This window comes from Weissella sp. LMG 11983 (assembly GCF_025908495.1).
Classification (GTDB): domain Bacteria; phylum Bacillota; class Bacilli; order Lactobacillales; family Lactobacillaceae; genus Weissella; species Weissella fermenti.
Genome location: NZ_JAOZFD010000001.1, coordinates 959,569 through 972,027, shown reverse-complemented (window position 1 = coordinate 972,027; position 12,459 = coordinate 959,569). Strand labels below are relative to the sequence as shown.

14 protein-coding genes are annotated in these 12,459 nt (G+C 44.8%); 8 read left to right on the top strand and 6 right to left on the bottom strand.

What is annotated here, in order from left to right; all coding sequences use genetic code 11:
- Positions 1–50 precede the first annotated feature (50 nt).
- Complete coding sequence (locus tag OIT45_RS05155) at positions 51–1,001, top strand: YihY/virulence factor BrkB family protein (protein WP_199403953.1); 951 nt, start codon at positions 51–53, stop codon at positions 999–1,001.
- Here the strand turns inward: OIT45_RS05155 and OIT45_RS05150 are convergent.
- Entirely contained in the window at positions 971–1,519 is a 549-nt protein-coding gene (locus OIT45_RS05150) for a YiiX/YebB-like N1pC/P60 family cysteine hydrolase (protein ID WP_135797016.1), read from the bottom strand. The genes OIT45_RS05155 and OIT45_RS05150 overlap by 31 nt on opposite strands.
- Positions 1,520–1,584: 65 nt before the next feature.
- Entirely contained in the window at positions 1,585–2,646 is a 1,062-nt protein-coding gene (locus OIT45_RS05145) for a tRNA dihydrouridine synthase (RefSeq protein WP_003608639.1), read from the bottom strand.
- 199 nt (positions 2,647–2,845) lie between these two features.
- Here OIT45_RS05145 and OIT45_RS05140 point away from each other — a divergent pair, with 199 nt between their 5' ends.
- The 3 genes from OIT45_RS05140 (at position 2,846) to OIT45_RS05130 (ending at position 5,124) form a co-directional block, all read left to right on the top strand.
- Positions 2,846–3,418 (top strand): GNAT family N-acetyltransferase, encoded by a 573-nt coding sequence (locus tag OIT45_RS05140; protein WP_135797017.1) that lies wholly within the window; start codon positions 2,846–2,848, stop codon positions 3,416–3,418.
- A 64-nt stretch (positions 3,419–3,482) separates the two neighbouring features.
- Positions 3,483–4,478 (top strand): YeiH family protein, encoded by a 996-nt coding sequence (locus OIT45_RS05135; protein ID WP_199403952.1) that lies wholly within the window; start codon positions 3,483–3,485, stop codon positions 4,476–4,478.
- A gap of 151 nt (positions 4,479–4,629) precedes the next feature.
- Complete coding sequence (locus OIT45_RS05130; protein WP_056972835.1) at positions 4,630–5,124, top strand: hypothetical protein; 495 nt, start codon at positions 4,630–4,632, stop codon at positions 5,122–5,124.
- 40 nt (positions 5,125–5,164) lie between these two features.
- On the opposite strand, the gene OIT45_RS05125 is transcribed toward OIT45_RS05130, so the two are convergent.
- On the bottom strand, positions 5,165–5,530 hold the full coding sequence (locus OIT45_RS05125) for a hypothetical protein (protein WP_056972834.1): 366 nt from the start codon (positions 5,528–5,530) through the stop codon (positions 5,165–5,167).
- A gap of 122 nt (positions 5,531–5,652) precedes the next feature.
- Here OIT45_RS05125 and OIT45_RS05120 point away from each other — a divergent pair, with 122 nt between their 5' ends.
- A complete protein-coding gene (locus OIT45_RS05120) occupies positions 5,653–6,255 on the top strand; it encodes a PolC-type DNA polymerase III (protein WP_264339898.1) in 603 nt (200 codons plus the stop codon).
- Here OIT45_RS05120 and OIT45_RS05115 read toward each other — a convergent pair.
- The 3 genes from OIT45_RS05115 to OIT45_RS05105 all read right to left on the bottom strand — a co-directional run bounded on the left by OIT45_RS05115 (position 6,247) and on the right by OIT45_RS05105 (position 8,652).
- Positions 6,247–7,062 (bottom strand): IS3 family transposase, encoded by an 816-nt coding sequence (locus tag OIT45_RS05115; protein WP_264339897.1) that lies wholly within the window; start codon positions 7,060–7,062, stop codon positions 6,247–6,249. The two genes, OIT45_RS05120 and OIT45_RS05115, sit on opposite strands and share 9 nt — an antisense overlap.
- Positions 7,063–7,064: 2 nt before the next feature.
- Complete coding sequence (locus OIT45_RS05110; RefSeq protein ID WP_199404344.1) at positions 7,065–7,325, bottom strand: transposase; 261 nt, start codon at positions 7,323–7,325, stop codon at positions 7,065–7,067.
- An 88-nt stretch (positions 7,326–7,413) separates the two neighbouring features.
- A complete protein-coding gene (locus tag OIT45_RS05105; protein WP_199404751.1) occupies positions 7,414–8,652 on the bottom strand; it encodes a metal-dependent hydrolase family protein in 1,239 nt (412 codons plus the stop codon).
- Positions 8,653–9,149: 497 nt separating this feature from the next.
- Here OIT45_RS05105 and OIT45_RS05100 point away from each other — a divergent pair, with 497 nt between their 5' ends.
- The 3 genes from OIT45_RS05100 (at position 9,150) to OIT45_RS05090 (ending at position 12,437) form a co-directional block, all read left to right on the top strand.
- The gene (locus tag OIT45_RS05100; protein ID WP_264329966.1) at positions 9,150–10,547 is read left to right on the top strand and encodes an APC family permease; all 1,398 of its coding nucleotides are present in this window, start codon (positions 9,150–9,152) and stop codon (positions 10,545–10,547) included.
- 152 nt (positions 10,548–10,699) lie between these two features.
- Positions 10,700–11,302 (top strand): cation transporter, encoded by a 603-nt coding sequence (locus tag OIT45_RS05095; RefSeq protein WP_199404752.1) that lies wholly within the window; start codon positions 10,700–10,702, stop codon positions 11,300–11,302.
- A gap of 181 nt (positions 11,303–11,483) precedes the next feature.
- A complete protein-coding gene (locus tag OIT45_RS05090) occupies positions 11,484–12,437 on the top strand; it encodes a GRP family sugar transporter (RefSeq protein ID WP_135797022.1) in 954 nt (317 codons plus the stop codon).
- The last annotated feature ends 22 nt before the right edge of the window (positions 12,438–12,459 follow it).

The window sequence follows — 12,459 nt, the reverse complement described above, 5'->3', positions numbered from 1 at the left end:
AGCGACGCGATAACTGCGATACTGTAAGAAAAGCGAAGGAGATAAGGGGGATGCGTGGGTTAAAAGTCGATATCGAAAAATTCCGTAAGCAATTTCGGTTTGCGGATCTACAAACATTTATTAGCCGTGCTAACTTAAACATGGTTGGTCCGACTATCACGTACTACACATTACTGTCGCTGGTGCCAGTGCTGATGAGTGTAGGTGCGATTGCTGGACTTGTTGGCATCTCGTCGACTGAGTTGATTGCAACTTTAAAAACAAATCTACCTGCCAACATCATGTCGATTTTGGCACCAATTATTAAGTCGGTTCTAAGCGGTGGTGTTGGAATTTTGTCATTCTCAATTGTGACAACCGTTTGGGGAGCTAGTGCGGTATTGGCAGTCATTAGAAAAGCGTTCAATGGGGTGCACGATGTACCAGAACGTGTCAGTGGCATGCTGACGCGTGTATTTAGTTTTCTGTGGTTGATGGTTATCTTGATCACGGCTGGTGTTGTCATGGCTGCGACAGCGATTATGCCGGCGATTATCCAAGCAATTCCTGGCGACCTGCCTTGGTTGGATGAGTTGGCTAAGCAAAGTCGATTGTTTGCCTTGATCGGGTTGTGGTTGTTGATGTGTGTATTTAACGTTGCTTTGCCAGCTAAGCGTTTGCCATGGAAGGCAACGCTACTTGGTTCCGGCATCGAAGTCGTCATCTTGGTATTGCTGAACGCTGGGTTTAGCTGGTATGCGCAATTCGCAGTTAAGAGCGTGGGCTTCTACCAGTCATTAGGATCGCTATTGGTTTTGATGGTCTATCTAAATTTGGTTGGGACCATTATGGTTGTTGGTCAGATTTTAATAGCCTGGTTTAGCATCCTATTTGATCCCGAAGAAAAACAGCCAGCGACTGTACCGCTGGCTGCAAAAGGGGTGCCTGCAAAACGTCGTCCGGCTTTGGCTAAGCGACAAGTTGCTAAGCACTATCGTAAGCGTACAACCCGTTCAAGTTGATTGCTAATTAATGCGTTGGGATTTGTGCCCGGCTCGCCATTTGGCACCGGCAATCCCAACTTTGCATAATAAGTTTGCCATTCGGGCAAGATTGAATCGTCAGGCCCAAAGGTCATGGCGATTTTTTTGAATGGATTTTCGATAGCTGAGAAAGCTGTTTCAATAAATTCAGAGCAATAAAAACCAGGTTCACTGGCAATGAAAGACCAATTATAAGGTTGCCCTAAAAGCGTTTTGGCCTTGACGATTACTGAGTCGGAATCAAATGGTGCTTTCAAACGATACAAATCGACGCTTCCGGTTTGCGCCATCAGGAATGAATTGAGAGGTTGGCGAACGGAACCGAGGTCAGGGGAGGCGTGTAACACAAATACGGCATCAGCTGTTATTTCAACGATGCCGACGTGGGTGTAATTGAATGTTTCAGTATCAGGTTGGGTACTTTGGGCAATCATTTGTGAAAATTGCTCGGTCGTCGACCCAACAAAGAGCAAATCACCGTTTTGTAGTTCTGACATGGCAGCACCTCTAGTTTTCTAACTTTACAATAAAAGCCCGCACGCATGCGGGCTTTTATTATTATTTACTTTGCTTCGATTGCGACAGCATCTTCAGCCTTCTTGGCTTCCCATTGCTTGTCGAACTCGTCCAAAAGGGCACGAACTTCGTCAGTTGTGTTTGTGTCCATCAAAGCCACACGCAAATCTGAGGCGTAGGCAAAGCCACGAACATAAATCTTGAAGAAGCGCTTCAACTTTTGGAAGTGCATAGGACCGAACTCCGCCGTGAACTCATCGTAAAGGTCAAGTTGCAAACGCAACAAAGCCAACGTTTCGTCCAACGTGTGTTCAGTAGGCATGATTTCAAAGGCAAATGGGTTTTCGAAAACACCACGGCCAATCATGACACCGTCAACACCAGGGTGTTGACGAACAAGTTCCAAACCTTCTTCACGAGTCTTGATGTCACCGTTGATTTGCAACAACGTATCAGGTGCGATTTCATCACGCATCTTAACGATTTCATCAATGTACTCGTAGTGGGCTGGAACCTTTGACATTTCCTTACGCGTACGCAAGTGAACCGTCAAAACTTGAATGTCTTGTTGCAACAAGAATGGAATCCAAGTACGGAAAGTTTCAATGTCGTTAAAGCCCAAACGAGTTTTAACAGACACTGGCAAACCAGCTGTCTTAGCTGCGCCAATAACTTCCTTTGCTGAATCGTAGTGACGAATCAAATCTGATCCGCCTCCATTCTTGATAACCGTTGAATCCGGACAACCCATGTTCAAATCGATGGCGTTGTAGCCGCGGTCGCGCAATTCTAGTGATGACTTTTCGAAGTCTTCACCACGGTTTCCCCAAATTTGTACGACGGGCATCTTTTCGCTCTTATCAACGTGTAGACGACCTTGGACCGTAAACTTTGCCTTGGGGTGTGAAATACTGCGGGCGTTCGTAAACTCTGTGTAGTAAACGTCAGGCGCAGCTGCCTTCTCGACAACGCGACGGAAAACCGTATCCGTAACGGCTTCCATTGGTGCTAGTGAGAAGAATGGGGTCTTCTCAACACCAGGAACCTTGGGGTGATTTTGTGCTTCATCGACAACGCCTTGCCAGTAAGCTGACTTTGCTTTAACCATGTCTAAATCCTTTCTCTAAACATTTTTATTTTCATTTATGCGGCTCGATCTTCCGCAATCCAAACTGGGACATTTACAATATTAAAGGGTTTTACGGGTCCTTTCAAGGCGTTTACATATCCAAAGTAGATAATTCCGAAAAAATTAGTAGGCAGACCTGAATAAAGTCGGTAGACTAGAGTGATGGGGGAAAGATATTATGATTAAAATTCGACCAGCTACAATTGCTGATACAGGAGCAATTGTCCATTTAGAAATGACAATTATTGACCAGATGCAAATTCCGATGGTGGAAAAGCTTGGTCGTGACAATATTGAACAATTACTGCATGATAGTGCACTAGCTGATGACACGGCGCGTTATTCACACACGCATGCCACGGTTGCGGAAATGGGCGGCGCTATCGTTGGGGTGGCTTTTGGTTATCCAGCTAAGCAAGAACCTTATTTGGATGTATCTTTACAACGCCTTTTGGCTGACCGCTTTGGTGAGTTAGCGGAACTATTCCCCGATAAGGAAACGGTGGGACAAGAGTGGTATCTTGACTCAATTTCAGTGTCAGAGACGGCCCGCGGTAAGGGTGTGGGGACACAGTTATTGGCTGCTTTACCTGCTGTTGCGCAAGCGCAAGGTGAACAAGTCATCGGACTTAATGTGGATGATGGCAATCCGAAGGCACGTGCGTTGTATGAACGTGAAGGATTTCAACCGGTTAGCGAGCTCATGATTGGTGAGCATCATTACACACATATGCAACGTTCAGTGGAATAAACAGTTATCTTCTGTCGAATAGTAGTACACTAGGAAAAGTAGTTTATTCGAGGAGAGACGTATTATGGCAATTAAACGTAATATGGTGGCGGGAATTTTGCTGACTTTGGCAGTGTCTATTGTGGCAAAATTGCTATCACCATATTTGCCTTCGCTGGGTGGCGAAGCATTGGCGATGTTGATGGGAATCGTTCTGGGAAACACATTATTTGCACATGAACGCTGGAATGCTGGTGTGAAGTGGGCGGAGAAGTACCCAATCGAGATTGGAATTGCGGTGCTTGGACTAAACGTGACACTTAATAATATGGCAACATTGGGGTGGTCAGGTGTAATCTTCATCTTGCTCCAAATGACGGCCACGATTTTATTTGTCATGTGGATTGGTGGACGCGTCTTCAAGGTTGCGCCACAATCAGCGATGTTGATGGGGGCTGGAAACGCGGTCTGCGGATCAAGTGCCATCGCGTCAGTTGCGCCAGCGATTGGCGCAACTGACGATCAACGTCGTACGACAGTAGCAACTGTTTCGCTAGCCGGAGTTGTGTTGTTGTTTGTTTTGCCAGTTATCGGGCCAGAGTTATTGCACCATAACGACATGTTTGTTAGTGCATTGATTGGTGGAACGGTGCAATCAGTTGGACAAGTTTCAGGTACGGCTTCTTTGGTCGGTGGCGATGTAGTGACGTATGCGCCAATCTTCAAGATGCTGCGTGTGGTCTTGTTGTCAGCGGTTGTTATCTTGATGTCGCGCTATGCCACGAAAGCAACGCCGGTTGAAGGCGTTGCACCGACTTCAAAAGTTAAGGTACCTTGGTTTGTTTTGACATTTATTGTCCTAGTGGTTATCAACTCATTTGTGAGTTTGCCACACGTACTAACTGGCACAGCACATGAAGTTACAAGCTTCTTTGGTATTGTAAACTTGGCCGGAATTGGTCTTAATTTGAAATGGGCCACAATCAAGTCTTCAGGAGCAACGTTCCTAGGATATGGCCTGGTGACAATCATCTTCCAAGTTGTCCTAGCGCTTGGTTTGATTATGTTATTAATGCACTAAAAATAAGCGCCAACCCGCGTGGTTGGCGCTTTTTGCGTAAAAATGACTCTAATTTGTTTCATTCTGTGAACTTTTTGAATTTTCTATGTCTTGCGTCATAAACTTAGACTTGTAATAACAGAGAACACGTTAACAAGGGGGCAAGTTAATTATGGCAGGGACAGTTCACACACAAGCATTTATGATGTCATTCGGAAACATTTTGGTGAAGACAGGTGTTCGACCTGAAGTCGCCGGACAAGTTATCGCGAAGTTGCATGCATTGGAAGCACAAGCTGTGGCTTACCCTAGCAATCGTGCTTATCCAACGCCAACAATGTACAAGGTGAATGGCCAAACGCGTGGGACTGCTGCTCAAGGTTTGGTAATGTTGGCCAACATCGAAAACCGTTCATTTAACTTGTACAACATTTACGATGCAAACGCACATGAATTGCGTCAATTCGAGGCGATTGTTGGTTTGCTACACAACCACTTGCTTGAAGTTGGTGTAAAGCAAGTTTGGCACATGAACTCACCTGAATTCACGAAGCTAACAGCATTCGCCTATGAAAACGAAGTGCCCTATAAGGTGGCGGTTGAACACTATCTAATGGATAATGTGGCTGCGGTTGATACACAATATAACGGCGTGCCACTGTCATAATGAAAAAAATTCCGTCTCAACGTGAGACGGAATTTTTTCTTTATGGGGCTGGCACAATCTTGATGTGCAAGCCGTTAGCGTCGATTTTGTGGGTCACTTGAATGCCGTTGGCCGTGGCGACGGCTGGCTCATCTGGATTCTCGTGAACGGCCATGTAGGCATTGTAGAATTCTTGTGATGACCAGCTCATACCGTGTTCGAAGGCAACAAAGGCGCGACCTGCCTCGTCGTTATCAGCATCTTCAGAGTCGATAAAAATCATTGTTGCTTGATCGTCCTTAACGAGAACGGTCACTTGAACACCATCATAAACGTCAGTGACGCCGTGCTCGTCAAGTTGCAACTTGCGGTGGCTTTCCATGTTGAAATTGCGGCGTAGCTTATTGAATTTTGCTAAAGAGCGCATGAAAATAGTTCCTTTTCTTTACGTATTGTTAGTGATAACTTTACGCCTCCCCCTAATAAATGCAAGCATTCGGTTTCTTGACGGGGTATACTGTTAACATAGTGAACGATTGGGAGTAGGTTATGCTTTTTACAGAATTAAAAAATTACGTCGTTTTTGACTTGGAAATGAACGGCAGTAATCAGATTATCGAGATTGGTGCGTTGAAGGTAACGACTGGTCAAGATATCGAAAAATTTTCCGTGATTGTCAACAATCCGCCAATGGGGAGCGGGATGGCATCATTTAAGTTCATCTCACAATCAATGGGTGGTGATGATGGCTGGATTACATTGGAAATGATTCAAAACGGTTTGGCCGAAGAGCGCGCATTAACGCGCTTTATGAAGTTCGTTGGTGATTATCCAGTAGTTGGTCACGCAATTGTTGATGGGGATGTCCAATTAATCAAAGAAGGTCTTCGCTATAACGATTTGGGCAAGTGGAAGACGAACGGTAAGGTGTTTGATACGCAACAAATCCACCGTGCTTTGAACGGTAATCCAAATGACATTTCATTAGCTGGCTTGGCTGACGAATATGAAGTTGAAATTGGCACGCAAAAGCATCGTGCGCTGGCGGATTCACGCGCAACACTAGCGGTCTTTGCAGCCATGCAAAAAGTCTGGGCAAAGAAAAAAGACGAGATGAACATCGATGTGTTCATGGCTCTGATGTCATGGTGATATACGATTGTTGTTATACCAGTTGACGTACCATCCAACAGCGGCTTGCACATCAGCGATACTCTCGAAATCCTGTTGGTAGATCAGCTCCCTCTTGAGTAACGAGTGAAAACTTTCGATGCGGGCATTATCGTAAGGGTGCCCTTTACGGGAGTAAGAGTGCCTAATACCTATGGACTCCAGTGTATTTTCAAACAATTCGCTGGTATACTGGCTTCCCATATCGCTATGCACATACAGTGGTTTTTCACCTCGTCTTAGCGCCTTAACGATTACTGAGGTTGCTAGTTGAGCTGTCATCGTATCTGCGATTCGATACGACAGCACCTTACGGTCTTCCGGATCATATGCACTAGCCATGTAAACCCATGTCTTATCGGTCAACTGGATATACGTAATGTCAGTTGTAATTACGCCACTTAGGTCATCCAGATTGATAATGAGATTTGGCATCTGATCTTTGTCATTGACTGTTGTAGGCTTGTTATATCGCTTTTGCATACGCGATTTCAAGCCAGCTTCACTCATCAATTGCCATACAAAGCGGTCGCTGATTGCTAGTTTGAATAAGTCGCGCATGGTTTTAGCAATTCGTCGATAACCATAAATGCCTTTATTGGCTGTGTAAATTGATTCGACGGCAATTCTCAATTTGTTGTGTTGTATTTCTTGTGCGCTCGGCTCCCAATGGATCCAGTCAGAGTAAGTGGACATTGGAATTTTCAAAGCACTCAGAACGCGTGTGATGCGGTGCCCCTGTACCAAATTTTTGTGGATAATTGGTAAAACAACACTTCTACCGCGCAAAACTAATGTTTTGCCAGCAACACCGCCGCACGTTTTAAAATTTCGAGCTCTTCTTTCAAAATTGCGTTTTCCTTACGCAACTTCTTCAATTCATCAGCTGATATTGATTCGCCATTCACTTCTACAGGCGCATATTTTTTGACCCAATTCCGAATTGAATCGGCTGAAGGACCGTATTCCTTGGATAATTCATCGGGCCGACGGCCCGCTTTAACCATCTCCACGATGGACTTTTTAAAGTCCTCTTCATAACGTGTAACCATAAATAAAAATACTCCTATGATGATATTTTACCAAACTAGAAAAACTAGTCCGGAATCTCATCATAAGAGCACATCTCGTCTTTATTTTTTAGTAGGCTAGGTGCCCCTTATCAAGTGGCAAGATAAATGGGTTTTGGAATCCAGTTGTATCAACGAATCCGCCAAACTTAGCAACGCGCTTTGGATCTTGCAAAACCTTAATATCAGCAAGTGGGCTGGCATCGAACATAACGAAGTCGGCCATCTTACCAGGTACTAGCTCACCGTAATCGTCGCTGATTTGTAGCAAGTCGGCGGCATTGGTGAACAGGGCACGCAAAATTTGTTGGTTAGTTGCACCAGCAATTGACCACAATTCAGCTTCCAAAGCCGTATCGGCATAACCGTTCAATGGTGAACCGGCATCTGTTCCAAGCGCCAAATTAACGCCGTTCTTAGCTGCCTTACCGAAAGCTTCGAAGTGAGAATCAACCCACTTGTAGGCCTTATCGACCATCCATTGTGGCAACAATCCATCACCACGCTTGATGATAACGTATGGTGCAACCAATGTTGGTGTCAAATAAGTGCCGGTTGAAAGGAACAAGTCCAACGCTTCATCATCAATAACGAAGGCGTGCTCAACAGAATCAACACCGGCGCGCAAAGCTTCCTTAACGGTTTGCAACGCTTCGGCGTGAGCGGCGACCTTGATGCCACGACGGTGGGCAACATCGACACCAGCCGCCATTTCGGCTTCGGTCATTTGTGGCATATCAGGTTGTTCAAATTGATCAAAGGCGATACCACCAGAAGCCATGTACTTAATCGCATGGGCACCTTGTTCGATACGGCGTCGCACACCGGCGCGGAATTCTTCCGGACCGGTCAACGCTTCACCAATCTTTGAAGCGTGACCACCAATGGTTGAAAAGGCACGACCAGAAGCAACCACTCCGGTACCACGCCATTGACCGTTCAACGTCATCTTTTGGATACCAATATCAAAACTATTTGCTGTCGCAAGGACACGCGTGTAAGTGACACCAGAAGCCAACATTTCGTTCAAGTTGGCTTGGGCTTGCATAGCGATCTCAAATGGCTCACGAGATGTCTTAGGACCGTATGGGAACACCTTGTTGATGATATGAACGTGGGTATTGATCATACCGGGTGTCACGAACTTGTTTTCAAGATCGACAAGTTCTTGGCCTTCTGCAGGCGCAGTGCCAACTCCGGTAGATGTGATACGACCACTGGTCAAATCAACAGTGAACCATGAATTAGGAATAAATTTTTCTTGCGCAACATCATAGACTTGCGCATTATGATACGTGCGAATCGACATGAAACCACCTCATTTTTAGACTCAGTTTGGTTTAGTGCCAAACTACTTGATTTCTATTATAAACTTATTTTTTGTCGAAAAACGAGTATCCGGCTTGCAAAGTGTTTCGTTATAGTTACAAAAAGTCAGTGTGAATAAGTTGTTGACGAATTGTCAGGGATATCATATGCTTAGGGGGTCATTTAAAGGGGCCGTTGATTCAAATTGAATCGGCGTTAATCAAAGTCAAAGGAAATGAAATTCATGCAATTACTTATGTCATCAACGCAAGCGTTTTTCTACTTTACGTTTTTCGGTTAGTCATCCGAATCAATCGTAAAGTTATTTTGCGTTGAACACTCGGATGACGGTAAAGTATCCGAGTGTGTGAGACATCAGGCAACGAAACAGTTGATTTGTATGAAACTCATTTAGCACGCATCGGATACTGAATTAGTATCCGATGCGTGCTTTTTTAATTTACTGGGGCTTTTCGTCATTTGGGAAGAGGTGTTTATATGTCGTTATTAAAGCGGATGTTCCGCAAAGAATTATTGGAAACATATTTGAAGAGTGATGCACACTTTTCAAAGTCACTGACCGCTAAAGATTTAATTGGGTTAGGGATTGGGGCAGTTATTGGAACTGGTATTTTTATTTTGCCGGGTACGGTTGCTGCAACGACTGCTGGACCAGGCGTGATTTTTAGTTTCATTATCGCGGCTGTTGTCTCTGGTTTGGTTGCGATGGCGTATTCTGAAACCGCATCAGCAATGCCGGTAGCTGGATCAGCGTATTCATATGGAAATGTCATTTTTGGTGAAGTGATTGGTTGGATTCTTGGCTGGGCATTGATTTTGGAATATGCACTTGGTGTGGCTGCTGTTTCTACTGGCTGGTCAGCCTACTTTGCGAATTTGATGTCGCCATTCTTCAAGCTCCCAACCGCATTATCAGGAGCTTACAATCCGGCTGAAGGTACGGTCGTGAATATTGTGGCAGTGGTCATTGTATTGTTAATCGGGCTGCTTTTGCGTGGGGGAATGACTGAATCTAAGCGCGTTCAAAATGCGATGGTACTCCTTAAGATTGGTATTATTGTGCTGTTCATTGTCGTTGGCTTTTTCTTTATTAAAGCTGACAATTTGACGCCGCTGATTCCAAAGCGCATGGATGGGGCGTTTGGTATTCAAGGGGTCTTCGCAGGAACATCAATGGTGTTCTTCGCCTTTCTGGGGTTTGATGCTTTGTCAGCGACGGCAGCTGAGGTAAAAAATCCAAAGCGTGATATGCCGATTGGTATTATTGGGACGTTGATTGTTGCAGCGGTTTTGTATGGCTTGGTTGCGTTGGTTTTGACGGGAATGGTGCACTATTCAAAGTTGAACGTTGCAGATCCAGCTGCTTTTGCAATGCAACAAGTCGGCCAACATTGGGCAGCACTTATCATCACAATCGGGGCATTGATTGGGATGTTTACGATGATGGTGACGATGCTCTATGCTTCTTCACGTTTGATTTATGCCGTTGGCCGTGACGGATTGCTACCGGGTGGGCTAGGTAAGTTGAGTAAGCAGGGTGAACCAGAAAGGGCGCTTGGTATCGCAACAATTGTTGTAGCGTTCTTTGGTGGATTCGTACCGCTAGAAAAGCTCGTTGATTTGGTGAATATGGGCACATTATTGGCATTTATGGTCGTGTCATTGGGGATTTTGCCATTGCGTAAGCGAGCTGATGTGCGCCAAGACGGTTATAAGATGCCTGGTTATCCGGTGCTACCAATTTTATCGGCGTTATTTACGTTCTTCTTAATCACACAGTTGCACCTTGAAACGCTGGTTGCTGCACTGGTTTGGTTTGTGCTGGGGATTGTTTTGTATCTAACGTACGGTATGAAACATTCACGAATGAATTAAACAATTTGTTCCACGTGGAACACAACTATCATCATTGAAATGACTTCGGCCTAAATGCCGAGGTCATTTTTTGAATTGTGCACTTTTTCTCAAACTTATGATATAATAAACATATGAAATAAATAACATGTATCAAACGGGGAGAAAATGAAATGGAAGTACGACAGAAATTATTAGCGCGGGGTATTCAATTAGAAGTGATTTCGATGGCCTGGATGGCGATTGAATTTGTACTCGGGGTGTCTGCGGGGATTCACGCTGGGTCAATTTTACTAATTGCGTTTGGTCTTGATGCCTTTTTGGAAACAATCGCCGGTGGTATTTTAATTTGGCGTTTGCGCGCGGAATATAACGGTGCAGATGCGAAAACGGTGGCTCGTGTTGAACGCACGGCTAGTCGCTTGGTAAAGGGCATCTTGTTGTTGCTTTCAGGATATGTGTTGATTACTTCGGTTATGAATTTGATTAACCATGAAATGCCAGCGGAAAGCGGAATTGGGTTGGTCATTGCGATTATGTCAGTTATTTTGATGCCGATTATGACGACGATGAAGCGTCGTATCGGTGATCGTATTCAATCTGAAGCGTTGCGTGATGACGCGATGTGTAATGTCACGTGTGCTGTATTAGCTGCGCTTGTATTAGGTGGCATGGTGCTAACGGCCTTGTTTGGTCTATGGTGGGCAGATGCGGTTGCAGCAATCTTGTTTGCGATTTATGTGGGCCGTGAAGGTTTGGAATTGTTTGAAAAGTAAACAGTTAATATGTAATTAATAAGCTGGATGATATTGATTTGATGGTCAATGTCATCCGGCTTTTTTGTGCATCTATCTGAAAAATAACGACTCGTTAAAAAACGAAACTTGTGAAAGCGTTTTCAAACGAGTAGCGTAATAAATGTTGATAGGAAATTTTTGATTTGGAGGAATTATTGATATGTCGATATTGATTGCGTTGGTACCAGCGTTAGCGTGGGGGTCGGTAGGGATTGTGACCACCAAGGCTGGTGGGACGGCCGCCCAAGGAATCATGGGCATGACGATTGGGGCCATCTTACTTGGCTTCGGCACGTTGGCATTTTTCGTTATTCCGAATGCCGGCATGGATTATGCATTTAATTCACGTATTTGGTTGGTAGGATTTATCTCAGGATTAATCTGGGCAGTTGGTCAGGTTGGCCAATTGATTGGTTTTAAGAAGTTAGGGGTGTCGATCGGAAATCCGTTGTCGACATCTGGTCAAATTGTTGGAAATGCCTTGATGGCAGCTGCGGTGCTAGGTGAATGGCACACAGGGCGCATGTGGTTCTTTGGTTTGCTATCAATTGCGTTAGTAACTGGTGGGGCGCTTTTGACGACGGTGCGCGATAAAAATGCGCCGGTCGAAACCAATCCGGAACGTGATTTCAAAGGTGGTGTGACGGCAGTTATTGTTTCAACGCTAGCCTTTATGATGTACTTTGTTTTGCCAAACTTGTTGAATAAGTGGGGCTACATTTCAGATGCTATTCACAATCAAAATAATGGGTTGGATTACATGACGGCAATCGTTGCACCACAGTCAATTGGACAAATCCTGGGTGCATGGCTGATTGTGGCCTTCTACTTTAAGGAGACGCGTAACATCTTCAAGATTGGCACGGCGCGTCAAATTATCACGGGGTTAGTTTGGGCGCTTGGAAATGTCTTTATGTTTATCTCAACTGGAAATCCAGAGGTTGGGCAAGCCACAGCGACAACCCTTTCGCAAACGGGAATTATTGTCGGAACGTTCGGGGCGATTTTCATCCTTGGTGAACGCAAAACGCCCCGTCAAATGGGTTATATTTTCTTAGGAACGGTATTGGTAATTGTGGGGGCAATTTTGATTTCGAAGTTGTCAGTATTGTAAGTGTTTTAAATTAGGGGGATTA

Bases quoted from the DNA above. Each gene is read 5' to 3' on its own strand.
- OIT45_RS05105 (WP_199404751.1), bottom strand. From the start codon at position 8,652: ATGTCGATTCGCACGTATCATAATGCGCAAGTCTATGATGTTGCGCAA.
- OIT45_RS05150 (WP_135797016.1), bottom strand. From the start codon at position 1,519: ATGTCAGAACTACAAAACGGTGATTTGCTCTTTGTTGGGTCGACGACC.
- OIT45_RS05135 (WP_199403952.1), top strand. From the start codon at position 3,483: ATGGCAATTAAACGTAATATGGTGGCGGGAATTTTGCTGACTTTGGCA.
- OIT45_RS05100 (WP_264329966.1), top strand. From the start codon at position 9,150: ATGTCGTTATTAAAGCGGATGTTCCGCAAAGAATTATTGGAAACATAT.
- OIT45_RS05120 (WP_264339898.1), top strand. From the start codon at position 5,653: ATGCTTTTTACAGAATTAAAAAATTACGTCGTTTTTGACTTGGAAATG.
- OIT45_RS05155 (WP_199403953.1), top strand. From the start codon at position 51: ATGCGTGGGTTAAAAGTCGATATCGAAAAATTCCGTAAGCAATTTCGG.
- OIT45_RS05130 (WP_056972835.1), top strand. From the start codon at position 4,630: ATGGCAGGGACAGTTCACACACAAGCATTTATGATGTCATTCGGAAAC.
- OIT45_RS05145 (WP_003608639.1), bottom strand. From the start codon at position 2,646: ATGGTTAAAGCAAAGTCAGCTTACTGGCAAGGCGTTGTCGATGAAGCA.
- OIT45_RS05090 (WP_135797022.1), top strand. From the start codon at position 11,484: ATGTCGATATTGATTGCGTTGGTACCAGCGTTAGCGTGGGGGTCGGTA.
- OIT45_RS05125 (WP_056972834.1), bottom strand. From the start codon at position 5,530: ATGCGCTCTTTAGCAAAATTCAATAAGCTACGCCGCAATTTCAACATG.
- OIT45_RS05110 (WP_199404344.1), bottom strand. From the start codon at position 7,325: ATGGTTACACGTTATGAAGAGGACTTTAAAAAGTCCATCGTGGAGATG.
- OIT45_RS05140 (WP_135797017.1), top strand. From the start codon at position 2,846: ATGATTAAAATTCGACCAGCTACAATTGCTGATACAGGAGCAATTGTC.
- OIT45_RS05095 (WP_199404752.1), top strand. From the start codon at position 10,700: ATGGAAGTACGACAGAAATTATTAGCGCGGGGTATTCAATTAGAAGTG.